The sequence below is a fragment of the Streptomyces sp. NPDC021096 genome (assembly GCF_040641275.1).
Classification (GTDB): Bacteria; Actinomycetota; Actinomycetes; order Streptomycetales; family Streptomycetaceae; genus Streptomyces.
Map to the genome: position 1 here is coordinate 110,256 of NZ_JBFADG010000006.1, position 26,910 is coordinate 137,165.

The window sequence follows — 26,910 nt, forward strand, 5'->3', positions numbered from 1 at the left end:
GAAGCGGGGCCCGGTCCGAAAGGACCGGGCCCCGCTTCGTCGTCCTGCAGGTGTTCAGCCTGCGGGTGTTCAGCCGAGTCCGCCGACGAGGTCGATGAACTTGGAGGCGGTGGAGTTGCTGTAGAACTGCCGCATCGTCACCTTGGGCAGGCCCCTGGACTTCATCTCCGAGAGCAGGCGGACGACGAGCAGTGAATTGCCGCCCAGCTCGAAGAAGTTGTCCTCGGGGCGCACGTCGACGCCCAGGAGGCCGGACCACAGCTCGAGGAGCTGGGGGCCGAGCGCACCGCCGTCTCCGCCCTCAGCTGCCTCAACGGCCTCCGGGACGGTGTCGGCCGGTGACGGCTGTGCGACGGCCTGGCGGGCGCCGGGTTCGGGCAGCCGGGCGGTGTCGACCTTGCCGTTGATGGTCAGCGGTATCGCGGGGATCGCGGTGAAGGTGGCCGGCATCATGTAGTCCGGCAGCACCCGGCGCGCCGCCTCGTACGCGTCCTTCTCCGTGCCGCCGTCGGTGAGCACCACGTATGCGTGGATCCGGGTGCTGGCCGAGTCCCCCGGCGTGTCCTGGCGCAGGACCACGGCGGCCCCGCCGACCGTCGGTTCGGCGAGCAGCACGGAGCGGATCTCGTCGAGCTCGATGCGGTGGCCGCGGACCTTGACCTGGTTGTCGAGACGGCCCAGGTGATCGAGGCGGCCGTCCGGCGCGAGCCGGCCGCGGTCGCCGCTGCGGTAGACCCGCTCGCCGGTGAGCGCGTCGACGACGAAGCGCTCGGCGGTGAGTTCCGGGCGGCCCAGGTAGCGGTCGGCCACCCCGGCCCCGCCGACGTAGATCTCGCCGGACGCGCCGGGCGGCAGGACGCGCCCGCGCTGGTCGCGCACGGACACCGACCAGCCGGGCAGCGCCCGGCCCACGGACCGGGAGCGGGCGATCACGTCGGCGGGGGTGACGGTCTGCGCGGTGACGTGGACGGTGGTCTCGGTGATGCCGAACATGTTCACCAGGCGACACCGGGTGTGGGAGTGCCGGGTGAGCCACTGGGCGAGCATCGTCACGTCGAGCGGCTCGCCGCCGAAGACGACCAGCCGGAGTGCGCCGAGCGCGGCGGGTGCGGCAAGTCCGGCGGATCCGGCCGCCGCGGCGGACTGGCGGTCGGCCTCGACGAGTTGGGCGAAGGCCGACGGGGTCTGGCTGAGGACCGTGACCCGCTGCTCGGCCAGCAGCTCGTGGAACTCGTCGGGGGCGCGCGTCACCCAGTACGGGACGACGACGAGCCGGCCGCCCGTGAGCAGGGCGCCCCAGATCTCCCATACGGAGAAGTCGAAGGCGGTGGAGTGGAAGAGGGTCCACACGTCGTCGGGGCCGAGCCCGAAGTCCGGTGCGGTGGCCTCGACGAGGGCGGTGACGTTGCGGTGCGGCACCACGACGCCCTTGGGGCGGCCGGTGGAGCCGGAGGTGTAGATGACGTAGGCGGCGAGGCTGTCGTCGGCACTCTCCTCCCGCTCCTCCGGCGCGCCGGATTCCATGAGTTCGGCGGGGGTGACGACGCGTACGCCGTCGATGCGCGGGAACTGCCCGGGGTCGCCGATCACCACGCCGACGCCGGCGTCGGTGGTGGTGTTGCGGAGCCGTTCGTCGGGGTAGCGGCTGTCCATGGGGACGTAGGCGCAGCCCGCCTTCAGCACGGCGAGCAGGGTGACGACGAGCGTGGCGTCACGCTCCAGGCACACCCCCACCCGACCGCTCCCGGCCTCCACGCCGAGCGCCGTCAGCCCGGCGGCCATCCGCTCGGCCCGCTCGTCGAGCTGCCGGTAGGTCAGCTCCTGCTGCCCGTCGGTGACCGCGACGGCGTCGGGCCGGCTGCGGGCCGTCTCCGTGATCCGGCCGTGGATCGTGCCGGACGAGCCGGATCCGGTTCCGGCTCCGTGGTGCGTGGTGCCGAGGCCGCCGAGGCGGAGGACGTCGAGGGCTTCGCCTGCGTCCAGGAGTCCGACGTCCGCGAGGGGTCCGTCCCCGGGCAGCACGGCCAGCTGCCGGGCGGCGCACTGGACGCGGGCGGCGAACATCTCGCCGATCGCGGGGGCCACGGCGCCCTCGTCGTACCAGCAGGTGCCGGTGTACGAGCCGTCCTGCTGCCGGACGAAGTGGAGGGTGAGGGGCGCGGGGGGCGCCAGGAACGGGCGGTAGTGGGCGCCGGGCCGTGCCGACGTGAGGACCACGGCGACGGCCGGGTCGTCGGCGGAGGCGGTTCCGTGCGGGACGCGGCACCGCTCGAGGTGGGCGGCGACCGTGTCGTCCTCGTCCACGGTGACGGCCAGGGAGCGGAAGCCGTCGCGGCCGCCGTCGCCGTCGGCGGAGTCGGCGTCCTGGACGGCGACCGTCACGTCCGGCTGGGCGCCGTAGCGGGCCAGCGTGAGCGACACGGCGGCGAGGAGAAGGTCGTCGCCGGCGCCTTCCAGGGCGAGCGGTACGGTCCCGAAGCGGCCGGCCCGGGCGGGTGTGCCGAGGCCCCATTCCGGGCCGGGCCGGTCGGTGCGCGGCACGCGCCCGGCGGGCAGTGTCCGGCCGGTGGGTACGGGCGCCGGCTCCCCGGCGCCCTCGGGCCCGTCGAGCACCAGCGCGGCCAGCCGTTCGAGGGCTGCCGGCGGCACCAGGGACCGGGCGGCGACGAGGACGAGGTCGGCGAGCCCGTCGGCGTACTCGATCAGGACGGCACGGGGCGCCCCGTCGTCCGGCCGCACGGGCCGCTCGGCCTCGGCGCGGACCCGGGCACGGCCGGCGGGATCCTGGGAGTCCACCGGCAGGCGCAGGGTCCACAGCCGCAGCGCGGCGGCGTCCTGCAGACGGCGGGCGGCCCGCGCGGCGTCGACCGGGCGGTCCGCGCGTACGGTCAGGCTGTGGCAGGCCCGGCGCAACGCGGCTGCCCGGGGCGTTCGCGTGGAGGGTGGTGGGGTGGCTGTGGCCATGGGTTGGCCTCCTGCGAGAAGAGTTGCGAAGAGTTGCGGTGAGGGAGGTGGGCGGTCCGGTCAGCGGGCGCTGAATCCGCCGTCGACGGTGAGGACCGTCCCGGTGGCCTGGCGGGAGTCGTCCCCGGCGAGCCAGACGGCCGCGCCCGCCACGTCCTCCGGCTCGATGAGCGCGTTCATCGGCTGGTCCCGGACGAATACGTCCTCGTGCTCGCCGACCGGGACGTCGAGCGAGCGGGCGATCTCCGACAGCATGCGGCCCTCTACGGCCAGGTCGTCGCGTACGGATCCGGGGCAGAGCGCGTTCACGCGCACGCCGAAGGGCGCGTAGTCCAGCGCGGCCGCCTTCGTCAGGCCGACGAGGCCGTGCTTGGCGGCGACGTATCCGGCGAAGTGGCGGTAGCCGACGAGCCCGGCGGTCGAGGAGACGTTGACGATGCTGCCGGACTGCTGCTCGATCATGGCCGGTGCGACGGCCTTCATCATGCGCCAGGCGCCCGACAGGTCGATGTCGAGCATCAGGGACCACTCGGCTTCGGTGATCTCGTGGGTGCTCTTGCCGGAGGGCGCGGCGATGCCCGCGTTGTTGAGGAGGATCTCCACGGTCCCGAACCGGTCGAGCGCCTGCTCCACGGCCGCGGCGACGGCCTGCGGGTCGCGCAGGTCGGCCGCGGCGGTGGCGACGGCGACACCGTGCCGCTCGCAGAGCGCCGCGGTGTGCGCGAGCTGGCCGGCCGAACCGAGCGGATAGGGCACGCCGGGCAGGTCCTCGGCGATGTCCAGCAGGAAGAGGTCGGCCCCTTCCCGCGCGAACCGCTCCGCACAGGCCCGGCCGAGCCCGCGGGCGGCGCCGGTGATGACGGCGGTCTTGCCTTGCAACAGCACGCCGCCCCCTCAGCCGGCGTGGGCGGCGGTGCCCAGCTCGTGTGCGACCGCGTCCAGGACGCTCTTCGGGGAGTCGACGAGGTACATGTGCCCGCCCGGCACCTCACGGTAGGCGAAGCGCGCGCTGGTGGCCGCCTGCCACTCCTCGGCCTGCGCCCGGCTGACGAGTTGGTCGTCGGCGCCGCGCAGCGAGGTGACGGGTATCGGCAGCGGTTCGTCCGAGGCGGGCTTGTAGTTCTCGTGCATGGCGACGTCGGCCCGGAGCAGGGGCAGCAGTATCTCGCGCAGATCGGGGTCGTCGAAGGCCTCGTGCCGGTACCCGGCGAACTCCCCGACCCGCTCGATGAACTCCTCGTCCCCGAGCCCGGTGGCCCGCTCGGTACGCCCGCTCCACGGCCCGGGAGAACCGCTCACGAAGAGATGCCGCAGCCCGGGGTGCCCCAGGCGCAGAAGCTCCCGGGCGAGTTCAAAGGCGAGAACGGCACCGAGACTGTGCCCGAACAGCGCGACGGGCGCCTGCTCCCCGACGAGCTCGACGACCCGCGGCGCCAGCTCCCGTGCCGCGTCCGCGGCATCCTCGTACGGATCGTCGAGGAACAGCTCCTCCCGCCCGGGCAGTTGCAGCGGAACGACCTGCCCGCCCTCCAGCCCCAACGCATTCCAGGGCCGGTAGAACCCGGCCCCGCTCCCGGCATAAGGCAGGCACACCAACGAGAACGACGCTGCCGACATTGCTTTCCCAACCTCCTACACGCCGTGCCACGAGCACGCGGGCCGCGCACGGCTTCACGTTCACAGAACATCTCGCACGGGACCGAAGGCGACCGCCGACCGACGACACGGCACGGCGCAGGGGGGATGAATGGCCAAACACCGATCAGCTCGGGCGTTTCCCTACACGCCCAAAAACGACCACTGCGGCCATACCGAACTCCCCCGAACTTTCCCCCGATTCGTCGGCACTGCTGCCATCCGAATATGACCAGCCCCGACCAGTTGTGATCGTACAGGCCGGGGGGTCGGTTTTCCATGGCGGTTGAACGGGTGTGAGGGGGGACGCAGAGGACCTGGGCTGGGCAGATGGGGTGGGAAGAGGAGACTTCACATGCACCGACACCCGTCACCTGTCCCAGGACATCCGAGCCCTCGGCGCCTACCGCACCGCGCTCCGGCTGGACCGCGGCAACTCTCTCCCCACGACCACGTCGTGGTCGACGAAGCACATGACCTGCACCCGCACAGTGGCGCATGCTGCGCGGCGTGGTCGCGGCGAGCAAGGGCGACATGCCCCTTACCGATGACGCTCATCAGTGCTTCTACGACTCCAGGGTGTCGCTCGAATCGCCAGGCATCTCGGTCACCGGCCGGGCAAGTCGTCTGCGCGTCAACTACCGCAACACAGAGGCAATCCTCTCCGGGGTTCCGGGAGGGGTGGCGTGCACTCGGGCACAGGAGGCCTTGCACTCTCCTGGACCAGTGAGCCAAGCGAATTCAGTGCTACCGACACCGTAGGGCGGTTTTGACGGCCTCCTTCCCTTCTTGAGTATCAGGTCATCCGGACCGTCAACCGGCATGCGTGACGGCCCGATTGCCTCCTCACCACGTTGACCGCCTTCCCCCTAGCAGCTCCGGCCACAAAGAATCGTTTCGGCGACGTGACCGACCATGCATACGGCAGGTCTATCGATGGGGCCTTTGCGCAGGGTGTGGAGATGGCCTCGCTCTATTCGGTAATGGCATGCCATTCATGCTTGTCGGCGCATTACACATCCGGATACGGATGATCACTGCAAGTGCTGGGAACACGCCTGCCGAGACGGTTCCGACAGGAGGCGAGCCCATGTCGTTGCTGCGTTCGGCAGATGTGTTCAGGGCCATTGAGTCGCAGGTTTCGCAACTCTTCTACGGGCAGTTGATCTGTCCACATGCGAGTGGCGAGAGATGCGCGACGAGTGAGCACCTCACGCTCTCAGAGGCGAAGGAAGCAGCGGCACGTCACGCCGCTGACACTGTCCTGCGGGATGCCGTATGGCGCTGCGTAGGGCGCTACGCCCACAGCGACAGCCCCGACATGGCGCATCGCGGCCAATTGATCGCGTTGTGGTTCGTCATCCCCTACCTGCGGAATTCGGCAGCGAAAGTATCGAGGACGCTCTTCGCCGACGTGGCCGACGTAAGGTCCGCCATGATCTACGGAGCCTTGTGTGAACTTGCTGTTGTCGACGACGGCGACGACGTCCGCAACAAGATCATGCGAGCCGCCAACGCCGCTGGATGGGGGGTCGAGCGAGCAAGCCCCGCAGAACATGCGACGGATCCTCACACTCTCACAGACCACACGTGCCGACAGGGCGATGACCGCGAGTTCACCCGAGACGAGTCAGGAATCCACATGGTCGGCGAGGTGGATACTTCATTGCGGCAGCGCATCAGTGGAGAAAGTCTTGGTGCGACCCTGCACGCCATGGGGCTCGTGGAAGAGCTCCTTGCTCCACACCCGGAGGATGCCTGCGAGGGCGAGTCTGACGCATCGGAGGAGAACCCCGGATGAGCGTGAACGACCTTCGACTCTCGGAGCGGCTCCCTGTCGCACACATGCCACTGCGCGAAGTCGCCGAACTCCTCAACCTCGACCCTTCGAAGGCTTCCGGTCTCGTGAGGTCAGGCCGATTTCCATGCAGCGTCAGAAAGGTACGCGGAAGGTACGCGGTCTCTGTCGCGGACGTGATGAAGGCAATGGGGATTGAGGACCCCGTCATTCGAACCGCTGATCTCTTGGCCGGAGCCGAGTTCGCGGAGCGGTGGGACTGATCCTCATACCAAGCTGCCGGCTCCCATTGGGGCGGGGGATACTCTCCGTTTCCCTCGCCCCACGGGTGTGGCCGTCGGTGTCTGCCGGCGGCTCACTGGATGGGGGCATGCAAGGCGAATAGAGGAAGCCCGAGCCTTGGCAAACCCTCCAGGACTGGGGCCGTGCGAGAGAGCGTTAGCCCCCTACCCCACCGGCTTAAGAATCGCCACGCACTCCACATGGTGCGTCATCGGGAACAGGTCGAACGCCCGCAGCTTCACCACCCGGTACCCCACCTCGGCGAAGTACTTCAGGTCCCGCGCCAGGGCCGCCGGGTCGCAGGCGACGTAGGCGATGCGGCGGGCGCCCAGGGAGGCGAGGTGGTGGACCGTCTGCTTGCCGGCGCCGGCGCGCGGGGGGTCGAGGACGACGAGGTCCACGGAGTCGATGCCCGTGCGGGGGAGGACCTGCTCGACCTTGCCGTGTTCGATGCGGACGCGGTCGAGGTCCTGGAGGTTGTGGCGGGCGTCCTCCACCGCGCGCTTGCCGGACTCGATGCCCAGCACCGCGCCCTTCTCGCCCACGCGCTCGCCGAGGGCGCCCGCGAAGAGGCCCACGCCGCAGTAGAGGTCGAGGGCCATGTCGCCCTTGCGCGGCATCAGGCCCTGCATGACGGCCTTGACCAGGGTGTCGGCCGCCTGGGGGTGGACCTGCCAGAAGCCGCCCTCGCCGACGCGGTAGGTGCGCTCGTCCGCGCGCTCTCGGACGAAGGGGCGGCCGTGGACGCGGTGGACCTGCTTGTCCTTCTCCCCCACGCGCATCACCGACACCGGCTTGTCCAGCTCCACGATCGGCAGGCGGCCGCCCGGCTTGGGGGTGAGGATCACCTGGCGGTCGGCGGAGCCCGAAGCCGCGATGGCCTCGACCGTCGCGATCTGGGGCCACTCGCGCTTCTCGATGCCGAGCTCGGTGACGCCGGGGGCGGCGATCAGGCAGCGGTCGATGACCTGGACCTCGTGGGAGCGGTGCTTGCGCAGGCCCGCGTGGCCCTCGGCGTCGATCGCGTACTGGACGCGCGTGCGCCAGGCCGGGACCTCGCCCGCCGGGAGCTTGTCGCCCTCGGCCGGCATGACCGTGCCGTCCCAGCCCGCCTCCTCGGGCGTCAGGCCCGCCAGGCGCTTGAGCTGCTCGGCGATCACCTCGCCCTTGAAGCGGCGCTGGGCTCCCGGCTTGGCGTGCTGCCAGTCGCAGCCGCCGCACTTGCCGGGGCCGGAGAAGGGGCAGGGGGCCTCCACCCGGTCCTTGGACGCCTCCAGGACCTCCACCGCGTCCGCGCGCAGGAAGCGGGACGTCTCCTCGCCCTCCGTCACGCGCGCGACCACGCGCTCGCCGGGGAGGGCGTGGCGGACGAAGAGGACCCGGCCCGACTCCGTACGGGCGACGCAGTGGCCGCCGTGGGCCACCGGGCCGACCTCGACCTCGTACTCCTCGCCGACCAGCGATTCCTGCGGTGCGTTCTGCATGGGGGTCGGCTCCAGATACGTGGGGAAAAGGGGTGGGGCGGGACAGCCGTCCAGTCTACGGCTCGTCCCGCCCCACCTGCGAATTCAGTCTTCGCTGTCTGCGAATCCAGGCTTCGCTACTTCTTCGTCGCCGCCTTTTCCCTTCTCGGCTCCGTCACCGGGCCGCGGCGCACCGCGCCCGGGGCGTTCCACTCGGCGCGCTTGCGGGCGCGCTGCTTGGCCGCCTCGGAGGAGTCGAGCTGCCAGGGCACGGAGGTGACCATCACGCCGGGCGTGAAGAGCAGGCGGCCCTTCAGGCGCAGGGCGCTCTGGTTGTGCAGCAGGTGCTCGTACCAGTGGCCCACGACGTACTCGGGGATGTAGACGCTGACCACGTCGCGCGGGCTCTCCTTGCGCAGCCGCTTGACGTAGTCGATGACCGGCCGGGTGATCTCGCGGTAGGGCGAGTCGAGGACCTTCAGCGGTACGTCGATGCCGCGGCCCGACCAGTCCTCGCGCAGCGCCTTGGTCTCCGCCGCGTCGACGCTGATCGTCAGTGCCTCGAGGGTGTCGGAGCGCATCAGCTTGGCGTAGGCCAGGGCCCGCAGGGTGGGCTTGTGGATCTTGGAGACCAGGACGATGGAGTGCACCCGGGAGGGGCGCACCGTCTCGTCGCTGGGGCCCTCGCCGGCGGCGATCTCCTCGGCGACCCGGTCGTAGTGCTTACGGATCGCGGTCATGATGGCGTAGAAGATCACCATGCCGAGGAGGGCCACCCAGGCGCCGTGCGTGAACTTCGTGACCAGGACGACCACGAGCACCAGGCCGGTGAAGAAGGCGCCGAAGGTGTTGATCGCCCGGGCGCGGACCATGCGGCGGCGCTCGGCCGGGTCGGTCTCGCTCGCCAGGTGGCGGTTCCAGTGCCGGACCATGCCGATCTGGCTGAGGGTGAAGGAGACGAAGACGCCGACGATGTAGAGCTGGATCAGCTTCGTGGAGTCCGCGCCGTAGATGTAGACCAGTATCGCGGCGGCCGCGGCGAGCAGCACGATGCCGTTGGAGAACGCGAGCCGGTCGCCGCGGGTGTGCAGCTGGCGCGGCAGGTAGCGGTCCTGGGCGAGGATCGAGCCGAGCAGCGGGAAGCCGTTGTACGCGGTGTTGGCGGCCAGGAAGAGGACCAGGGCGGTGGCGGCGGCGAGCACGATGAACAGGAACGAGCCGTTGCCGAAGACCGCCTCGGCGACCTGGGAGATCACCGGGTTCTGGGTGTAGTCCTCGCCGACGGGCACGCCGTTGCGCAGCAGGTCGGTGGCCGGGTTCTCGGCCATCCGGACCTTGGTGACCATGGCCAGCGCGATGATGCCGCAGAACATGGTGACCGCGAGGCCGCCCATCAGCGCCAGGGTGGTGGCGGCGTTCTTCGACTTCGGCTTGCGGAAGGCGGGCACGCCGTTGCTGATCGCCTCCACGCCCGTCAGGGCGGCACAGCCGGAGGAGAACGCGCGCAGGAGCAGGAAGACCAGCGCGAAGCCGGCCAGGCCCTGGTGCTCGGCGTGGATGGTGTAGTCGGCGGTGGGGGCCTTCATGGTGTCGCCCGTGAGGCTGCGGTAGGCGCCCCAGGCGATCATCACGAAGACGCCGCCGACGAAGATGTACGTCGGAATCGCGAAGAGCTTTCCGGACTCCTTGACGCCGCGCAGGTTCATCAGCGTGAGCAGGACGATCACGGCGATGGCCGAGAGGGTCTTGTGCTCGATGACGAACGGGATGGCGGAGCCGAGGTTCTCGATGCCGGAGGAGATGGAGACCGCGACGGTCAGGACGTAGTCGACGAGCAGTGCGCTGGCGACGGTGAGTCCGGCCTTGGGCCCGAGGTTGGTGTTGGCGACCTCGTAGTCGCCGCCGCCGCTCGGGTAGGCGTGCACGTTCTGGCGGTACGAGGCGACCACCGTGAACATCAGCACGACGACCGCTACCGCGATCCAGGGGCTGAAGTGGTAGGCGGACACGCCTGCCACGGACAGGACGAGCAGCACTTCGCCCGGCGCGTACGCCACGGAGGAGAGGGGGTCGGACGCGAAGACGGGGAGGGCGATGCGCTTGGGGAGGAGTGTCTCCCCAAGCTTGTTGCTGTGCAGCGCCCGGCCGATGAGGATCCGTTTCGGCAGGTCGGTCAGTTTGGACACGCAGAGGATCGTAAGGGTTCGATATCGATACCGCCCACCCGGCTACCCGTCGGAGCCGAAATCCGTTAAGGGGGCGTTAAGACCCCGGAAGCGGTCTTGACGGGCGCCGTGGCGGCGGGCGATGGGTCTTACGGTCGCAGGTGGACGGGCAGTGCCCGGTGGCCGTTGGAGATGAAGGAATCCACCGGGAGCAGCTCGTCCGGAGCGGCCGCCAGCGCCATGTCGGGGAAGCGCTCGAAGAGGGCGGGCAGGGCGACGGACGCCTCCAGCCGGGCCAGTGGGGCGCCGAGGCAGAAGTGGACGCCGTGGCCGAAGGAGAGGTGTTCCTTGGTGGCACGAGTCACATCGAAACGGGCACCGTCGTCGCCGTAGAGCTCCGGGTCGCGGCCGGCCGCCGCGTAGGAGGCGAGGATCGCGTCGCCCTTGCGCAGGGTGATGCCGCCGTCGAGGGGGATGTCCTCGGTGGCGTAGCGCAGCGGCAGGTTGGCGACGGGGGCCTGGACGCGCAGTGTCTCCTCGATCACATCGTTCCAGCCGGCCTTGCCGTCGCGGACGAGGGCGAGCTGGTCGGGATGGGTGAGCAGCGCGTGGATGGCGTTGTCGAGGAGGTTGACCGTGGTCTCGTGACCGGCGCCGATCATGAGCAGGAGGGTGTCGACGAGTTCCTGCTCGCTCAGGGGCGTGTCGGCGTCGTCGTCGCGGGCGGAGATCAGGACGCTGGTCATGTCGTCGCCGGGCGTCTCGCGCTTGGCGGCGACGATGCCGCCGAGGAGGCCGTAGAGCCGGCCGTAGGTGGCGGTGACCTCCTCCGGGTCGGCGGAGGTGTGGAAGATCGAGTCGACGCATTCGCGCAGCCCCTCGCGCGTGGGCTCGTCGTCGACGCCGAACAGCTCGCAGATCACCTGGATCGGGATGGAGTAGGCGTAGCGCTCGCGCAGGTCGACGCTCTCACCGGGCGGGGTGGCGGCGAGGTCGTCGAGGAGGTCGGCGGTCATCCGCTCGATGCGGGGGCGCAGGGCGGCGGTGCGGCGGGCGGTGAAGGCCTTGGAGACCAGGATGCGCAGCCGTTTGTGGTCGCTGCCGTAGGCGGTGAACATGTTCTGCACCGAGACCCAGGTGTACAGCGGCCACTCGGGGGAGATCTCGCCGTCGATCCAGGCGGGCCAGTGCTGGCGCGGGTCCTTGGAGACGCGGGGGTCGGTCAGCAGCTGCTTGATCAGCGGCTGGGCGGTCACCGCCCATGCCACCACGCCGCCAGGGAGCTCCACAGGGGTAGCCGGCCCGTGGGCGCGGATGCGGGCTGCCTCGCCGTGGATGTCACGGCCGGTGGGATCGATCGTGACGGGGCAGGTCTGGCGTTCCATCGGCTCTCTCCGGGGGTCTCGGGCGGCAGGTGGTCGGCGGACGGGTGGTGCGGCCGCTCATCGGGGCGGTCGGGCTGCCCCGGGTGGACGGGGGCGGGTGCCGGGGTGGGTACGGGCACCGGGGGGAAGCGCACGGGCAGGGCCGTCAGGGCGCGGTGGAAGGGCCCGGGGCGCCACACCAGCCGGTCGGCGGGTACGGCGAGCTCCACGTCGGGGAGCCGGTCCAGGAGCTTCTCGACGGCGGCGGCCGCGATGAGGCGGGCCGAGTCCTTGGCGGGGCAGTGGTGCGGGCCGGCGCTCCAGGCGAGGTGGGCGCGGTTGCCGGTGCGCCGGCCGGAGTGCAGGGCGGGGTCGGTGTTGGCGGCGGCGAAGCTGACGACGACGGGCTCGCCGGCGCGCAGCGGCACGCCGCCGAAGTCCAGGTCCTCCACCGGGTAGTGGACGCCGTAGTTGGCCATGGGCGGGTCGAGCCAGAGGACCTCGTCGAGGGCGTCCTCGACGGGCATGCTGCCGCCGGCCAGGTCGCCGGCGAAGCGGTCGTCGGACAGCAGCAGGCGCAGGGCGTTGGCGATGAGGTTCTGCTGCGGTTCGGTGCCGGCGCCGATGAGGACGACGAGCTGATGGAGCATCTCCTCGTCGCCGAGCTGGACCGGGTGGGCCATCAGCCAGGACGTCATGTCCGCGCCGGGATGCTCGCGCTTGAGGGCGATGAGTTCCAGGAGGCTGCTGGTGATGAGCGCGTCGGCGCGTTCGGCGTCCACGCCGTCGAAGATGCCGGAGAAGCCCTCGACGAGGCGGTCGCCGAGCTCGGGCGGGCAGCCGAAGAGCTGCTGGAAGACCAGGAGCGGCAGCACCTTGGCGTAGCTGCCGAGCAGGTCGGCCTCGCCGAGCGCGGTGAAGCGGTCGATGAGGCTGTCGGCGCTGCGCTCGGCGTAGCCGCGCAGGGCGTTGGGGTCGATCCGGGCGAGGCTGTCGTCGACGGCCTGCCGGTAGCGGCGGTGGTCGTCGCCGTCGGCGAACAGGCAGTTGGGCCGGTAGGCCATCATCGGCACGACGGGGTTGTCGGGGGCGACCCGGCCGTCGGCCAGGGCCCGCCAGTGGCGGGCGTCCTTGACGAACCGGTCCGGGCTGCGGAGCACTTCGAGCGCGGCGCGGTAGTCGGTGACGAGGGTGGCCTGGACGCGGGGCGCCAGCTCCACGGGCGCGGCCGGCCCGTACTGCCGCAGCCGGTGGTAGACGGCCTGCGGGTCGGCGGCGAAGTCGGGGCCGTACAGCGGGGTGCCCAGCCCCTGGTAGGCCGGAGGTGCCTGGCGGGCCTGGTGCGGTGGGTAGGGCTGTGGTGCCTGGTGCGCGGGGCAGCCCGGTGGCGGCATGGGGCCGGCGTCGGGGCGGTGGGTCACACGTGCTCCTGGGCGGTGCGGGTCTGCAGGTACTCCACGAGGGTGATCAGGGCGCGCGTGGAGGAGATCCGGTCGCGGGCGTCACAGGTGATCAGCGGGGTCTCCGGGAGCAGGTCGAGGGCCTCGCGGATCTCCTCCTCGGGGTGGCTGGGCGCGCCGTCGAAGTGGTTGACGGCGACGGCGTACGGCAGGCCGTGCTCCTCCAGCAGCCCCATGACGTCGAAGGACTGCTCCAGGCGCCGGGTGTCGGCCAGGACGAGCGCGCCGAGCGCGCCCTGGGTCATGTCCTGCCAGAGCCGGGTGAAGCGCTGCTGGCCGGGGGCGCCGAAGAGATAGAGGACGAGGCTGTCGCTGAGGGTGAGCCGGCCGAAGTCCATGGCGACCGTGGTGGTGGTCTTGCCCTCGATGCCGGCCAGGTCGTCGACGAGCGCCCCGGCCTGGGTCATGGTCTCCTCGGTGCGCAGCGGCCGGATCTCCGACAGCGAGCCGACGAAGGTCGTCTTGCCGACCGCGAAGTGTCCGACGACGAGGATCTTGGCGGCGGTCCGTACGGTCTGCCGCAGATAGACGCCGCCGTCGGGGTGGCCGCCGTACGCGCCGGGGTCAGAGGCGAGCGCGGAGTCCATCGAGCACCTCCTGGAGGATCTGGGCCTCGGGCAGCTGTGCCGAGGGGATGGGGGCGCGGGTGGAGAGGTGGCCGCTGTCCACGAGGTCGGCCAGCAGCACCTTGGTGACGCTGACGGGCAGCATCAGGTGGCCGGCGATCTCGGCCACGGACAGGGCGCCGCCGAGGCAGAGTTCCATGAGCGCGCGCTTTTCGGGGCTGAGGCCGCCGAGCGGCAGGTCGCCGTGCGCCATGACCAGGGTGACCAGGTCGAAGGTGTTGCGGGTCGGGTGGGAGCGCCCGTCGGTGACGACGTACGGGCGCACCAGCCCTTTCTCGCGCCTCGGCGCCGGCGGGGTCATGCCGGGCTGCCCGGGCCCTGCCAGCCGTCCTGGCGCGGCGGGCTCACCAGTTCCTTGCCGAGCCGGTCGACCGTCTTCTGCATGCGGTAGGTGACGGCTTCCATGTCGACGTTCTCGCCGGCGGAGACGGCGAGGTAGGCGCCGGGGCCGGCGGCGATGAGGAAGACGTAGCCGTGGGCGAACTCCACCAGCGTCTGCCGCCAGGGGCTGTCCTGGTGGGTGGGGTGGGTGCAGAACTCGGTGGTGGAGCGGCTGATGGACTGCAGCCCGGAGAGGGCGGCGGCCTGGCGCTCGGCCTCGTCCCGGTCGATGCCGCGGGAGTGGGCACGCAGCATGCCGTCGGCGGACAGCAGGATCGCGTGCCGGGCCTCTGGCATCTTCACGACCTCGTCGAGCATCCAGCCCAGCTCTTTGTTCATGTGGTCGTTCACGCGTGCGGGTTCCCTTCGTCTTCTGCGGGGGTGCCGGGTCGGCGGGCGGGGGCCTGACGGTCGTCGTGGGTGCCGGGCAGGCCGGCACCCGGCGGCACGGTGCCGGGGGCACCGTGGGGCGGACCGGGCGGCGGGCCACCGGGGGCGCCGGGCGGCTGTCCGGGGGCCTGGCCGCCGGGGAGGTGCGGGAGCGGGTGGTTGCCGGTGCGGCCGGAGCGGGTGCCGCGGGCGAACGCGCCCATGCGCCGGGCGGTCTCCTCGGCGGTGCGCTCCTGGGGCGTCTCGGCGGGCATCGGGGCCGCGGGGCGGCGGTGCGCCGCGGCGCCCGGCTGCCGGCGGCGGCGCTTGGGCAGCCCGCCGGCGGTGGAGCCGGTGACGGCGGAGGCGTCGGGGACGTCCGGGGCGACCGGGGGCGCGCCGTCGGCGGGCCGGGCTGCCGGCGGGGCGAACGGCGGGGGCTCCTGGACGGCGTGCGTCCGCTCGGCGGGGCGCGCGTGCGAGCGGGAGGCCTTGTGCGTGGCGCCGTGGCCGGGGGCGTTGCGGGCGCGTCCGTGCCCGGACAGCGGTGTGGTGCTCGGCCCGTCGATGTCGAGCTGGGTCAGCAGCGCGCTGGGCAGGAACAGGACGGCCCGTACGCCGCCGTAGGGCGAGCGCGTGTCGACCGAGACGCTGAAGCCGTAGCGGGCGGCGAGGACGCCGATGACGGGGAAGCCGAACTGCGGGGGGTCGCCGAGCCGGGAGACGTCCACGGCCTGCCGGCCGGACAGCATCGCGCCGGCCTGCTGCACTTCGCGCCCGTCCATGCCCACGCCCGCGTCGTCGATGACGACGCAGGCGCCGTTGTGCACCGGCTGGAGGCTGACCTCGACGGTGGTGTTGGGCTGCGAGTGGCGGGCGGCGTTGTCCAGGAGCTCGGCGACGGCGAGCACGACGGGCTCGACGGCACGGCTGACGACGGCGAGGTCCGCCTGCGGGTGCACCCGGACGCGCCGGTAGTCGCGGATGCGGGAGGTGGCGCCCCGTACGACGTCGGTGAGCGGGGAGGCGACGCGCTGCCGGCCGGGCCAGGAGCCGCACAGCACGGCGATGGCCTGGGCGCGCCGGCCGAACTGGGAGTTGGCGTGGTCGATCTCCAGCAGGTCCCTGAGCACATCGGGGTTGTCGTGCCGGTCCTGCATGTCGGAGATGGCCAGCTGCTGTTCGTGCGCCAGCCCCTGCAGGGCGCGCATGGACGCCTTCAGCGCGGCCTTGGCCGACTGGTCGGCGCGGGCCTGGGCCTTCTCCACGGCCTGGGCGAACAGGTCCATCACCGACTGCAGTCGCTGCGCGAAGACGGTGCCGGTGAGCCGCTCGTCGAGCGGGCCGGGCAGGGGTACGTCCTGACTGACGGCGTCCGCGACGGCGGGCAGCCGGACGGCGACCAGGTGGCCCATTTCCTCGTCACGCGCGCGGAGGCTCTCCTCCAGTTGGGCGACGCGCCTGCGCACTCCGGTGGTGATCGTGCGTTGGCGCAGCAGCAGGACCGCGACGACGGTCAGCGCGATGGCCAGGCACCAGATCACCACCTCGGATATGTGATGTGACATCAATTCCTCTTGGCCGACGGGGGCATGGGGGCGGCGGCGGGACAGGTTCGGCGTCCTGACATCCCGTCCGGAAGCGGAATACGCCGATCATCCTAGCCGTGTGGGTGACCGTGTGTCCGATCTTCGTCACGAATACCGAACAGGCTTACGCCCCTTCTTCGCGCATATACCGGGGAGTGGGAGAGGTAAGGCGATATCCGGCCGAAGTCCGGAGATTGCCGACGGCCCGTCACGGGAGCGATGGCATCCGGCCGTAGGCCGCCCAGCAGGACGGCCGTGGTGGAACCACACCCTCCAGGGGCGGTGGCCACGGTGGGCGGGGGTGACGCGATCAAGGCGGCGCGTTCGGGCCAGGACGGCCAGGGCAGCCGGGACGGCAGGGCCTTCCGGGGGTGCCGCCCCGGCGGTCCCGCGCATCCGCTCGGGCGTTCCGCGCGTCGTGATCATCGACCCGAGCCTATGGCGAACCCCCCGCGCGCTGAAGAGGAGGGTCGCCGGACCGCCCGGGCGCCGGGGATGCACGGGGCAGGGGGCGGGCGCACCATGGGTGAGGAAGCAGGCGCCGCGGAGGCCGCGACGCGCGGCGGGGCCCACGGGCCGGGCAGCCCCCGGCGGGCCCGCCGGCAGCGGCACGCTCCTTCCCCCGTGCCGGGCGCACGGCCCCCGGCGCCGACGCGCCGGACCTCCCCTCCGGCAGCCCTCTCCCCCTGCAGCGACAAGCCGACAAGGTGGGCAGACTCATGCGCGAAACGAGACGGACGGGGCGGCGCACCAGGCCCGCACTCGTCGTGGCCGGAATCCTCGTGGTCTCCACGGCCCCGGCCACCGGCGCGGACGCACGGACGGACCCGGCCATGGCCTCCGAGCCCTCCACCGGCCCGGGCGCGGCCGTGCCCTCGGGGCTCTTCACGGACCAGGACGTGGCGTCGCTGCTCCCGGACGCCCCGGACGCGGCTTCCCCGGACGCCGCCGCGATGCCTTCCTCCGGCCCGGACACCTGCATACGGGGCATGTTCTGGCGCAAGGCGATCCCGGGCGACCACGTCTGCGTCACCCAGCAGGGGTTCAGCCTGACCAGGCTGCAGAACGCCCAGGGCCCGGAGCACACCCTGCCCGACGGCAGCTGTACGCCCTCGAACTGGGTCTGGCGCTGGGCGGTGCCCGGCGACCGCACCTGCGTCCACCCGACCGCGGCAAAGGACGCCCGGGGGAACACCGCACGGGCGACGTCGTACTGGGTGGCCACCCGTGACCGCATCACGGGGAACGACATCGACAAGGACCCGTTCTGGTACCCCGCCGCCTATTACCGGATCCGCAGTGTCCAAACCTCGCCCTGGCTGTACGCCAACGTCTACGGGGGCAGCACCGCGGACGGCACCAAGGTCACCCTCCGCAGCAACACCCCGGGCCGGCAGAACTTCACGTTCCGGCGCGTGGGCAACGGCGTCGCCTACCAGAACACCTTCGAGATCGTGGCGCGCCACTCGGGCAAGTGCCTGGACGTGCAGGGCTTCAGCAAGAACGACGGCGCACCCGTGATCCAGTGGCCCTGCCACGGCGGCGCCAACCAGAAGTGGTACTTCCAGCGGCGGGCCGACAATTTCTGGGAGATACGCTCGGTCGACAGCGACAAGTGCCTGGACGCCGCGAACCCCAACAACCCGGCGGTCAATCCGCCCCCGTCCGGAGCCCAGCTCCAGCAGTGGACGTGCCTGGGCAACAAGAACCAGGCCTGGATGCTCTCCTCCCCGAACTGAGCGGAGCCTCCCCCCCGGCGCGGGCGGCGGCCCGCGGGACAAGGGCCGGGGGCCAGTCGGTGGTCCGGGGGCCCGGTCCGTCCGGGGTTGCGGATACGGTGGTGTCATGCGCCCTGCGCGGACGAGGCTCCCGTGGGCGCGTCGCGTCGTACCCGCGGGCTGATTCCCGTGGGGCCGTGATCCGAAGAAGGAAGATGTGAGCAGGGTGTTGGTGCAGGTCAGCGCGGTAGACCGGAGCACGGGGCAATAGTCATGCATATCGTGATCATGGGGTGCGGGCGAGTGGGCTCGGCCCTCGCGCAGACCCTCGAGCAGCAAGGCCACACGGTCGCCGTGATCGACCAGGACCCCACGGCGTTCCGCCGTCTGGGCTCCGGGTTCGGCGGCCGCCGGGTGACCGGCGTCGGCTTCGACCAGGACACCCTGCGCGAGGCGGGCATCGAGGAGGCGGGCGCCTTCGCCGCGGTCAGCAGCGGCGACAACTCCAACATCATCGCGGCCCGCGTGGCCCGCGAGATGTTCGGCGTCGAGAACGTGGCGGCCCGCATCTACGACCCCCGGCGTGCCGAGGTCTACCAGCGGCTCGGCATCCCGACCGTGGCCACCGTGCGGTGGACCGCCGACCAGATGCTGCGCCGGCTGCTGCCGTCGGGCGCGGAGCCGCTGTGGCGCGACCCCAGCGGTGGCGTGCAGCTCGCCGAGGTGCCCGCGTCGGACGCGTGGGTGGGCCAGAAGGTGAGCCTGCTGCAGGAGGAGACCGGCGTACGGGTGGCGTTCCTCACCCGGCTGGGCGAGGCGATGCTGCCGACGTCCGCGACGGTGCTCCAGGAAGGCGACCTCGTGCACGTGATGATGCGCACCGACGAGGTCGAGAAGGTCGAGGCGGCTTTCTCCGCCGGTCCCGAGGAGGCGGCACACTCATGAGGGTTGCCATCGCAGGTGCCGGCGCCGTCGGCCGGTCCATCGCGGGCGAGCTGCTCGAGAACGGCCACGAGGTCCTGCTCATCGACAAGGCCCCCTCGGCCATCTCGGTGGAGCGGGTGCCGCTGGCGGAGTGGCTGCTGGCCGACGCGTGCGAGATCACCTCGCTCGACGAGGCCGCGCTGCAGCGCTGCAACGTGGTCATCGCCGCGACCGGCGACGACAAGGTCAACCTCGTCGTCTCGCTGCTCGCCAAGACCGAGTACGGGGTGCCGCGGGTCGTGGCCCGGGTGAACAACCCCAAGAACGAGTGGCTCTTCAACGAGTCCTGGGGCGTGGACGTGGCCGTCTCCACCCCGCGCCTGATGTCGGCGCTGGTCGAGGAGGCCGTGAGCGTCGGCGACCTGGTGCGCCTGCTGCGCTTCAGCCAGGGCGACGCCAACCTCGTCGAGCTCACCCTGCCGCCGGAGGCCGCCCTGGCCGGCACCCGGGTCGGGGACGTGGACTGGCCGGAGGACACCTCCCTGGTCACCATCATCCGCGGCAACCGCGTGCTGACCCCCAACCGCGAGGACGCGCTGGAGGCGGGCGACGAGCTGCTGTTCGTGGCCGCCCCGGCGCGCGAGGAGCAGCTGGAGGACCTGCTGTCGGTCCGCCGCGAGGACATGACCGGCTGACGGTGGCCGACGGCCGCCGAGGCCGCGTACGTACGAGGAGGGCCCCCGGGAATCGTCCCGGGGGCCCTCCTCGTGCCCGTCCGTGCCGTGTGCGGTCAGCGGGTCGTGACGTCGGCCTTGGCCTCGCGCTCGGCGGCCTCGGCCGCCTCCATCTCCGCGAAGACGTCGATCGGCGGCGGCGCCTTCGACAGGAAGATCCAGGTCAGATAGACCGACAGCAGCATCGGCGGGATGCCGAGGGCCACCTTCACCCAGCCCAGCTGGGTGGCGTCCCCCCACCAGTAGAGGGGGAAGAGGATCGCGGACTTGGCGAGCAGGATCAGGCCCCACGCCCAGCTGGCCTTGGTGTAGGCGACCTTGCGGCCCGGGTTGCGGGTGCGCCAGGAGAGGTTCTCCTTGAACACCGGCCCCAGGATCAGGCCCATCAGCGGGTAGCCGGCGATCGACGAGACGATGTAGGCCACCGCCAGTCCGAGGCTGTAGAGCATGCCCGGCAGGTAGAAGTTCTTGGCGTCGCCGGACATCATCGCGAAGACGGCGCCGAAGGCGACCCCGAAGACGCCGCTGAAGGCGTGCTTGAGGGTGTCCTTGCGGACGAGCCGGGCCAGGCCGAGCACCAGGGACAGGCCCAGTGCGGCGATGGCCGCGAAGTGGATGTCACGCTTGACCGTGTAGATCGCGACGAAGACCAGACCGGGGACGGTGGTCTCCACCATGCCCCGCACCCCGCCGAAGGCTTCGAACAGGGCGGCCTCGGTGACGGATCTCGAGTCGGCTGCCCGCGCAGGCGAGGCGCTCTGCGCGTCGGGGGTCGTTGGGTGATCCGTCGGCTTGTCGAGGGACGACAACGGCTACTCCTGTCCGAGCGGTCGGAGTTCGTATCTGGGGTTGAACAGCACTCTGCGGCCGCGGCTCATGGAGATCCGGCCGGAGGCGATCAGCTTACGGCCGGGCTCTATGCCCGCGATGGAGCGGCGCCCCAGCCAGACCACGTCCAGCGCGGCGGAACCGTCGAAGAGCTCCGCCTCCAGCGCGGGCACCCCGGCGCGCGGCCGCAGGGTCACGGTCCGCAGCGTGCCGGTGACCTTGACTATCTGGCGGTCGTCGCAGTCGCATATGCGCGTGCAGCCCACGGCCTCCGTGTCCTGCTGCAGCTCGGCGTGGTGCAGCTCCTCCTGCGAGGTGGACAGCCTGTCGAGCATCCGGCGGAAGCGGCCGGTCGGCCTCTCGGAACGGGGTACGGCACTCATGCACCCAGCGTACCGGGGGCCGGGGCCGCCCGGATCAGCGCTCACACTGCGAAAACCGGGCGGAACCAGGCGCTCCGGACGCCCCGGGCCAGGCCCGTCACACCTCGAACCGGTACCCCATCCCCGGCTCCGTGATGAAGTGCTTCGGATGCGAGGGATCCAGCTCCAGCTTGCGCCGCAGCTGGGCCATGTAGACCCGCAGGTAGTTCGTCTCCGTCCCGTAGGACGGCCCCCAGACCTCCTGCAGCAGCTGCTTCTGGCTGACGAGACGGCCCGTATTGCGTACGAGCACCTCCAGCAGGTGCCACTCCGTCGGCGTCAGGCGTACGTCCTTGCCGCCCCGGTTGACCTTCTTCGCCGCGAGGTCGACCGTGAAGACCTCGGTCTCGACGATCGCGTCGTCGCTCCCGGCGGACGGCCCCGTGGGCTCTGCGCGGCGCACGGCGGCCCTGAGTCTCGCCAGCAGCTCGTCCATGCCGAAGGGCTTGGTCACGTAGTCGTCGGCGCCCGCGTCGAGCGCCTCGACCTTCTCGTCGGAGGTCTGCCGGGCGGAGAGGACCAGGATCGGCACCCGGGTCCAGCCGCGCAGGCCCTTGATGACCTCGACGCCGTCCATGTCGGGCAGGCCGAGGTCGAGGATGACCACGTCGGGGTGGCGCGCGGCGGCGAGCTGGAGGGCGGTGGCGCCGTCGGGCGCGGCATCGACCTCGTACTTCCGCGCCTTGAGGTTGATCACGAGAGCGCGGACGATCTGCGGCTCGTCATCCACCACGAGCACCCGGTTCATGCTGAACCACCTCTGCTGTTCGTTCGGGCCCCGCGACGGGGCCCGGGGTCCTGGTCCGATGGGGTCTGTGCGGCGGCGGCAGGTCTCACGTCGTGACCTGGGCCGGCAGGTCCGCCCGCACGGGCGGGCGGCCGGCGGCGGCCCGGAGCGTGAGGACCATGGTCATGCCGCCGCCCGGGGTGTCCTCGGCGGCCAGCGTGCCGCCCATGGCCTCGGCGAAGCCCCGCGCCACCGCGAGGCCGAGCCCGACCCCGGCGCCGCGCGGCGCGTCGCCGTACCGCTGGAAGGGCTCGAAGATGCGGTCCTTGGCGCTGTCGGGGACGCCGGGCCCCCGGTCGGCCACCCGTACCTCGACGCGGTCGCCGAGGGCGCTGGCGGCCACGAGGACGGGCGCGGCGCCGGCGGGGTTGTACTTGACGGCGTTCTCGACGATGTTCGCGACGCCGCGCTCGAGCAGGCCCGGGTCGACGGCCACCATCGGCAGCGTCTCGGGGATGTCGAGGGTCACGCTGCCCTCGGGGACCCCGCCCAGCGCCATCGGGACCACCTCGTCGAGGTCGATCTCCCTGATCAGCGGGGTGACGGTGCCGGTCTGCAGGCGGGACATGTCCAGGAGGTTGCCGACCAGGTGGTCGAGCCGGTCGGCGCCGTCCTCGATGCCGGCCAGCAGCTCGGCCTCGTCCTCCTCGGACCAGGCGACGTCGTCGGAGCGCAGGGACGTCACGGAGGCCTTGATGCCGGCCAGCGGGGTGCGCAGGTCGTGGCTGACGGCGGCCAGCAGGGCGGTGCGGATGCGGTTGCCCTCGGCGAGCTCGCGGGCCTGCTCGGCCTCGCCGACGAGCCGCTGGCGGTCCAGGACGACCGCGGCCTGCGCGGCGAAGGCCGCCAGCACGCGGCGGTCCTCGGCGGGCAGCACCCGGCCGGAGAGGGCGAGCGCCATGTTGTCGCCGACCGGCATGTCGACGTCGGCGTCCTCGGGGCGCAGCAGCGGCTTGCCCGTGCTGGTCACGACACTGCTGGCGCAGGTCCACGGGTCGACGTCGCTGGCGCGCTCCAACAGGGCCACGGACTCCATGCCGAAGGTCTCGCGGACCCGCTCCAGCAGGGCGTCCAGGCTGGTCTCGCCGCGCAGGATGCTGCCCGCGAGGAAGGAGAGGATCTCCGACTCCGCCCGCAGCCGGGCGGCCTGGTGGGTGCGGCGGGCCGCGACGTCGACGACGGAGGCCACGGAGATCGCGACGAAGACGAATATCGCGATGGCGATGATGTTCTTGGTGTCGGTGATCGTCCATTGGTGGACGGGCTCGACGAAGAAGTAGTTCAGCAGGAGCGAGCCGAGGGCCGCCGACGCCAGGGCGGGCCACACGCCGCCGAGCAGGGCCGCCACGATCGTCGTGCACAGGAAGATCAGCATGTCGTTGGCCAGCCCGAGCGGCGGGACGACCCGCGTCAGCAGCAGGCTCAGCAGCACGGGGACGAGCACGCCGACCGCCCAGCCGGCCACGATCCGGCCCCGGCCGAGCCGGGCGCCGCGGGCCACGGGCAGTCCGCGGCCCTTGGCGACCTCCTCGTGCGTGACGATGTGCACGTCGAGGTCAGGGCCGGAGTCGCGGGCGACGGTGGCGCCCACGCCCGGCCCGAAGATGTACTGCCAGGTCTTGCGCCGGCTGGAGCCGAGCACGATCTGGCTGGCGTTGACGCCACGGGCGAACTCCAGCAGCGAGGCGGGCACGTCGTCACCTATGACGTGGTGGAACGTACCGCCCAGGTCCTCCACCAGGGTGCGCTGGACGGCCAGCTCCTTGGGCGAGGCGGAGGTCAGGCCGTCGCTGCGGGCGATGTAGACGGCGAGGATCTCGCTGCCGGAGCCCTTGGCGGCCATGCGTGCGGCCCGCCGGATGAGCGTGCGGCCCTCGGGGCCGCCGGTGAGGCCGACGACGATGCGCTCGCGGGCGTGCCAGATGGTCGAGACGCTGTGCTCGGTGCGGTACTGCCGCAGGTACTCGTCGACGCGGTCGGCGGTCCACAGCAGGGCCAGCTCGCGCAGGGCGGTCAGGTTGCCGGGCCGGAAGTAGTTGGAGAGGGCGGCGTCGACCTTGTCGGACTTGTAGATGTTGCCGTGCGCCATGCGGCGGCGCAGCGCCTGTGGCGACATGTCGACCAGTTCGATCTGGTCCGCGCGGCGCACGACCTCGTCGGGCACGGTCTCGCGCTGCCGTACGCCGGTTATCGACTCGACGACGTCACCCAGGGACTCCAGGTGCTGGATGTTGACGGTCGAGATGACGTCGATGCCCGCCTGCAGCAGTTCCTCGACGTCCTGCCAGCGCTTGGTGTTGCGGGAGCCGGGGACGTTGGTGTGGGCCAGTTCGTCCACGATGGCGACGCGCGGCCGGCGGGCCAGGACCGCGTCCACGTCCATCTCGGTGAAAGTGGAGTCCCGGTAGGCGATCTCCTGTCGGGGCACCTGCTCCAGGCCGTGCAGCATGACCTCGGTGCGCGGGCGGCCGTGGTGCTCCACGAATCCCACGACCACGTCGGTGCCGCGCTCCACCCGTCGGTGGGCCTCGGAGAGCATGGAGTACGTCTTGCCGACGCCCGGCGCCGCGCCGAGATAGATCCGAAGGTTGCCGCGTCCCATGGCCCCATTGTCTTTCACGAGTCGCGACGGTGTTCGGGCCGGTTCTCCGTCCTGAGGTGCAGCACCGCCGCGTAGGTCGACCTTACGGCCAAGGATCTGGACATAACGGGCGAGGAGCGGTCAGGCGTCAGGTATTGACGCAGCTCTGACGCCTGCGGCCGTAACCGGCGCTGCGGCCGGTGACCGGCCCCTCCCCGGGGGCCCGCGCCGAAATTGCCATGCAAGCCGCCCGGCGTCGCGGGCACAATGACGCGGCCCGTTTTCCTGACACCGCCCTGACGCGAGGACGCCACCATGACCGCAGTGCGCACGGCCCACACCTTTGAGCTCACCGGGGCCGAGCTGGCCGCCGTCCGCGCCCTCCTGGACGACGCGTTCGACGGCGACTTCTCGGACGAGGACTGGGACCACACGATGGGCGGCGTCCACGCGATCGTCGTGGACGGCGACGACGTGATCGCCCACGGCTCGCTCGTCCAGCGCCGCATGCTGCACGACGGACGCGCGCTGCGCACCGGTTACGTGGAGGCCGTGGCCGTACGCGCCGACCGCCGCCGCCAGGGCCACGGCTCGGCGGTCATGGCGGCACTGGAGCACGTCCTGCGCCACGGCGGCTACGAGCTGGGCGCGCTCGGCGCCTCCGACGAGGCGGTGCCGCTGTACCGGGGCCGCGGCTGGCAGCTGTGGCGCGGCCCGTCGGCGGTGCTCGCCCCGACGGGGATCGAGCGCACGCCGGAGGAGGACGGCTGCGTCTACGTGATGCCCGTGGCGGGCGTGCGGCTCGACCTGGACGCCGAGATCACCTGCGACTGGCGTCCGGGCGACGTGTGGTGAGCGCGGGCCGGTCACGCGCGCCGCCCCCGAGTCGAGGCCGGCCCAACGGCCGTTCCCGGCACGGAGGCTGAGGCGTGCGGCCGCCTACCGTGCGTCCGTGCGCGGCCGGGACCGCCGGCCCAGCAGGTCCGCGAGCCCCTGGCGCGTCGCGGCCACCACCACGCGGTCCCCGGCGCCCAGGACGTACCCGGCGGGCAGGTCCCACACCGGCACGGGCCGCGGCTCGGCCCCGTCGGCGCGACGGCCGTCGCCGTACGGTTCCAGCGCCAGCACCCGCCACTCCCCCGGCACGGACGCCTCCGTCGCCGTACGGCCCTCCAGCTCCGGATGGCCCTCGGCCTCCAGGGCGGCGATCAGCAGCACCCTGCGCTCCACCGGGATCGCGCCCAGGATCGTGCGGCCCACCATGGCACCGGCGAAGGCGGGGGCGGCCAGTGAGGAAACGCTTCGGCTGCGGGTCAGCGCCTGGGGGTGGGAGTCGCGCAGGGTGCGGTAGACGGCGCGGGCAAACCGGTCCTCGTACAGCCGCATGACCACCCGGACGTCCGGCTTGACGGCCCGCGCGTACAGGGCGGCCTCCAGATTCGTGGTGTCGCTGCTGGTGAGGGCCAGCAGGGTGCGGCTGTCGCCGATCTTCGCGGCCTCGAGCACGCCCTCCTCCGTCACATCGCCGATGACGGTCGGCACGCGCAGCGAACGGGCCAGGGCGATGCCGCGAGCCTGCGGGTCGCGCTCCACGCACACCACGGGAATGCCCAGTTCGCGCAGCCGCGTCAGCACCCGCGCCCCGACCTTGCCCAGCCCCAGCAGCACCACGTGCCCGGACAGGCCGCGCGGCGGGCGGCGCAGCGCGGAGGCGGACCGGAAGGTCCCCAGCCCCTCCAGCGCGGCGGCCAGCAGCAGCGGCAGCAGCAACAGCCCCACGAGGCCGGAGAGGAGTTGGAGGACCTTGCGGCCCAACGACTCCTCCTTGGCCGGGTCGTTGATGGCGAAGAGGTCCAGCAGGGACAGGTACACCGCGTGCTGCGCGCTGCTCTCCTCGACCACCAGCCACGAGGCCACCGCCAGCCCCAGCACGGCGGCCGCCAGCCCCGCCAGCGCCCAGCGCAGCCGCCGCGAGAAGAAGGACCCCAGCGGCAGGCTGCGGGCGGCGGCCAGCCGGGACGTGGAGGGACGCACCGCTCCCGGGTACCGCACGGTCTCCAGCACGATCCGGCCCCGCGTCACGGCCTGCCGTGCCTCCTGCTCGCCGGGCAGCAGGTCGGGCCCGTCGCCGTCGGAGAGCAGCGCGAGGGTGCAGCCGGCGGGCGCGGTGCTCCCGCCGGGTCCCGGCGCGGGGCGCTCGGCCGCCCGTAACAGCAGCCCGCCGGCCTCGATGACCTTGCTGGTGCCGGCGACGGCCGCGGCCACCAGCGCCGGGGCGGCGGTGTCGGCGTCGGAGAGGACGGTGGTGCTCGCGTCGGCGTCGCCCACCAGGGCGGCCTGGTCGAGGAGTTCCTCGAGGTACTGGCCGAGCCGGCGGTTGTAGAGGCGGATGACCAGCCGCAGGCGCGGGTTGAGGCGGCGGGCGCGCAGGGCGGCGTGGATGTTGGTCTCGTCGTCGTCGTAGACGAGGGCCAGCGCCGCGGCCCGCTCGATGCCCGCCTCGGCCAGGGCCGCGTCGTCGGGCTCGGCCGCTTCCAGGACGCGCACCGATCCGGCGGCAGGCGTTCCGTTAGGTCCCCCGCCGTGGGCCCCGCCGCCGTTCACCCCACCGCCGTTCGCCCCGCGTCCGACGGCGCCCGTCACCCGCCCGAGCAGCGCGGCGGCCCGGCCCGTCGCGGCGGCCGGGCGGCGGCGGCCGTCGCGCGCCGGCGGCACGACGAGCGTGACCTGCTCCCCGTACACGCCGGAGAGCTCCGCCGCGAGCCGGTGCACGAGCCCGTCGTCGCCGAATAGGACCATATGTGCGGCGGGTGACGGGGG

Annotated in this window: 22 protein-coding genes and 1 pseudogene; 7 read left to right on the forward strand and 16 right to left on the reverse strand. The window is 72.1% G+C overall.

The window, feature by feature from the left end:
• Positions 1-69: 69 nt before the first annotated feature.
• From AB0G59_RS12095 to AB0G59_RS12105, 3 genes are read right to left on the reverse strand one after another with little or no spacing between them, the layout of a single operon-like run.
• Positions 70-2,964, reverse strand: coding sequence for an amino acid adenylation domain-containing protein (locus AB0G59_RS12095; RefSeq protein ID WP_360910618.1), 2,895 nt, complete (start codon positions 2,962-2,964; stop codon positions 70-72).
• 60 nt (positions 2,965-3,024) lie between these two features.
• Positions 3,025-3,849, reverse strand: a complete 825-nt coding sequence (locus tag AB0G59_RS12100; RefSeq protein ID WP_360910620.1) for an SDR family oxidoreductase — start codon at positions 3,847-3,849, stop codon at positions 3,025-3,027.
• 9 nt (positions 3,850-3,858) lie between these two features.
• On the reverse strand, positions 3,859-4,581 hold the full coding sequence (locus AB0G59_RS12105) for an alpha/beta fold hydrolase (protein ID WP_360910622.1): 723 nt from the start codon (positions 4,579-4,581) through the stop codon (positions 3,859-3,861).
• A 380-nt stretch (positions 4,582-4,961) separates the two neighbouring features.
• On the opposite strand from AB0G59_RS12105, the pseudogene AB0G59_RS12110 reads away from it, so the two are divergent.
• The 3 genes and pseudogenes from AB0G59_RS12110 to AB0G59_RS12120 form a co-directional block, all read left to right on the forward strand.
• Positions 4,962-5,265 (forward strand): annotated as a pseudogene (locus AB0G59_RS12110) (DNA helicase UvrD); the annotation flags it as partial.
• 424 nt (positions 5,266-5,689) lie between these two features.
• Positions 5,690-6,400 (forward strand): hypothetical protein, encoded by a 711-nt coding sequence (locus AB0G59_RS12115; protein WP_360910624.1) that lies wholly within the window; start codon positions 5,690-5,692, stop codon positions 6,398-6,400.
• A complete protein-coding gene (locus tag AB0G59_RS12120; RefSeq protein WP_360910626.1) occupies positions 6,397-6,660 on the forward strand; it encodes a helix-turn-helix domain-containing protein in 264 nt (87 codons plus the stop codon). The genes AB0G59_RS12115 and AB0G59_RS12120 overlap by 4 nt, the downstream gene beginning before the upstream one ends.
• A 183-nt stretch (positions 6,661-6,843) precedes the next feature.
• Here the strand turns inward: AB0G59_RS12120 and AB0G59_RS12125 are convergent, their stop codons facing one another.
• The 8 genes from AB0G59_RS12125 to AB0G59_RS12160 form a co-directional block, all read right to left on the reverse strand.
• Positions 6,844-8,163 (reverse strand): class I SAM-dependent RNA methyltransferase, encoded by a 1,320-nt coding sequence (locus AB0G59_RS12125; RefSeq protein ID WP_360910628.1) that lies wholly within the window; start codon positions 8,161-8,163, stop codon positions 6,844-6,846.
• 116 nt (positions 8,164-8,279) lie between these two features.
• Entirely contained in the window at positions 8,280-10,328 is a 2,049-nt protein-coding gene (locus AB0G59_RS12130; RefSeq protein WP_360910629.1) for an APC family permease, read from the reverse strand.
• 128 nt (positions 10,329-10,456) lie between these two features.
• Positions 10,457-11,563, reverse strand: coding sequence for a cytochrome P450 (locus AB0G59_RS12135; protein WP_360910632.1), 1,107 nt, complete (start codon positions 11,561-11,563; stop codon positions 10,457-10,459).
• Positions 11,560-13,092, reverse strand: coding sequence for a cytochrome P450 (locus AB0G59_RS12140; RefSeq protein WP_360910634.1), 1,533 nt, complete (start codon positions 13,090-13,092; stop codon positions 11,560-11,562). Before AB0G59_RS12140 ends, AB0G59_RS12135 begins: the two co-directional genes overlap by 4 nt.
• Positions 13,089-13,718 (reverse strand): ATP/GTP-binding protein, encoded by a 630-nt coding sequence (locus AB0G59_RS12145; RefSeq protein ID WP_071965823.1) that lies wholly within the window; start codon positions 13,716-13,718, stop codon positions 13,089-13,091. Before AB0G59_RS12145 ends, AB0G59_RS12140 begins: the two co-directional genes overlap by 4 nt.
• Complete coding sequence (locus AB0G59_RS12150) at positions 13,696-14,058, reverse strand: DUF742 domain-containing protein (RefSeq protein ID WP_071965822.1); 363 nt, start codon at positions 14,056-14,058, stop codon at positions 13,696-13,698. The genes AB0G59_RS12145 and AB0G59_RS12150 overlap by 23 nt, the downstream gene beginning before the upstream one ends.
• Positions 14,055-14,489: a roadblock/LC7 domain-containing protein gene (locus AB0G59_RS12155; protein ID WP_071965821.1), complete on the reverse strand. Its 435-nt coding sequence runs from the start codon at positions 14,487-14,489 to the stop codon at positions 14,055-14,057. Before AB0G59_RS12155 ends, AB0G59_RS12150 begins: the two co-directional genes overlap by 4 nt.
• Positions 14,486-16,075: an ATP-binding protein gene (locus AB0G59_RS12160; RefSeq protein ID WP_360910637.1), complete on the reverse strand. Its 1,590-nt coding sequence runs from the start codon at positions 16,073-16,075 to the stop codon at positions 14,486-14,488. The genes AB0G59_RS12155 and AB0G59_RS12160 overlap by 4 nt, the downstream gene beginning before the upstream one ends.
• A 740-nt stretch (positions 16,076-16,815) precedes the next feature.
• Here AB0G59_RS12160 and AB0G59_RS12165 point away from each other — a divergent pair.
• From AB0G59_RS12165 to AB0G59_RS12175, 3 genes are all read left to right on the forward strand, one after another.
• Positions 16,816-17,835 (forward strand): RICIN domain-containing protein, encoded by a 1,020-nt coding sequence (locus tag AB0G59_RS12165; protein WP_360910639.1) that lies wholly within the window; start codon positions 16,816-16,818, stop codon positions 17,833-17,835.
• 252 nt (positions 17,836-18,087) lie between these two features.
• On the forward strand, positions 18,088-18,759 hold the full coding sequence (locus AB0G59_RS12170; RefSeq protein WP_360910641.1) for a TrkA family potassium uptake protein: 672 nt from the start codon (positions 18,088-18,090) through the stop codon (positions 18,757-18,759).
• Entirely contained in the window at positions 18,756-19,433 is a 678-nt protein-coding gene (locus AB0G59_RS12175) for a TrkA family potassium uptake protein (protein WP_071961710.1), read from the forward strand. The genes AB0G59_RS12170 and AB0G59_RS12175 overlap by 4 nt, the downstream gene beginning before the upstream one ends.
• A gap of 95 nt (positions 19,434-19,528) precedes the next feature.
• On the opposite strand, the gene AB0G59_RS12180 is transcribed toward AB0G59_RS12175, so the two are convergent.
• The 4 genes from AB0G59_RS12180 to AB0G59_RS12195 form a co-directional block, all read right to left on the reverse strand.
• Positions 19,529-20,281 carry a DUF3159 domain-containing protein gene (locus AB0G59_RS12180; protein WP_360910643.1) on the reverse strand — a complete coding sequence of 251 codons (753 nt, stop codon included), beginning with the start codon at positions 20,279-20,281 and terminating at the stop codon, positions 19,529-19,531.
• 3 nt (positions 20,282-20,284) lie between these two features.
• Positions 20,285-20,683: an OB-fold nucleic acid binding domain-containing protein gene (locus AB0G59_RS12185; protein ID WP_079273549.1), complete on the reverse strand. Its 399-nt coding sequence runs from the start codon at positions 20,681-20,683 to the stop codon at positions 20,285-20,287.
• Positions 20,684-20,780: 97 nt separating this feature from the next.
• Positions 20,781-21,470, reverse strand: a complete 690-nt coding sequence (locus AB0G59_RS12190; RefSeq protein WP_360910645.1) for a response regulator — start codon at positions 21,468-21,470, stop codon at positions 20,781-20,783.
• Between the two features lie 85 nt (positions 21,471-21,555).
• Complete coding sequence (locus AB0G59_RS12195) at positions 21,556-24,111, reverse strand: sensor histidine kinase KdpD (protein WP_360910647.1); 2,556 nt, start codon at positions 24,109-24,111, stop codon at positions 21,556-21,558.
• A 294-nt stretch (positions 24,112-24,405) separates the two neighbouring features.
• Between AB0G59_RS12195 and AB0G59_RS12200 the strand changes: the two genes are divergently transcribed.
• Positions 24,406-24,945 (forward strand): GNAT family N-acetyltransferase, encoded by a 540-nt coding sequence (locus AB0G59_RS12200; protein ID WP_360910649.1) that lies wholly within the window; start codon positions 24,406-24,408, stop codon positions 24,943-24,945.
• A gap of 84 nt (positions 24,946-25,029) precedes the next feature.
• Here the strand turns inward: AB0G59_RS12200 and AB0G59_RS12205 are convergent, their stop codons facing one another.
• Positions 25,030-26,889, reverse strand: a complete 1,860-nt coding sequence (locus AB0G59_RS12205; RefSeq protein WP_360910651.1) for an NAD-binding protein — start codon at positions 26,887-26,889, stop codon at positions 25,030-25,032.
• Positions 26,890-26,910: the final 21 nt, after the last annotated feature.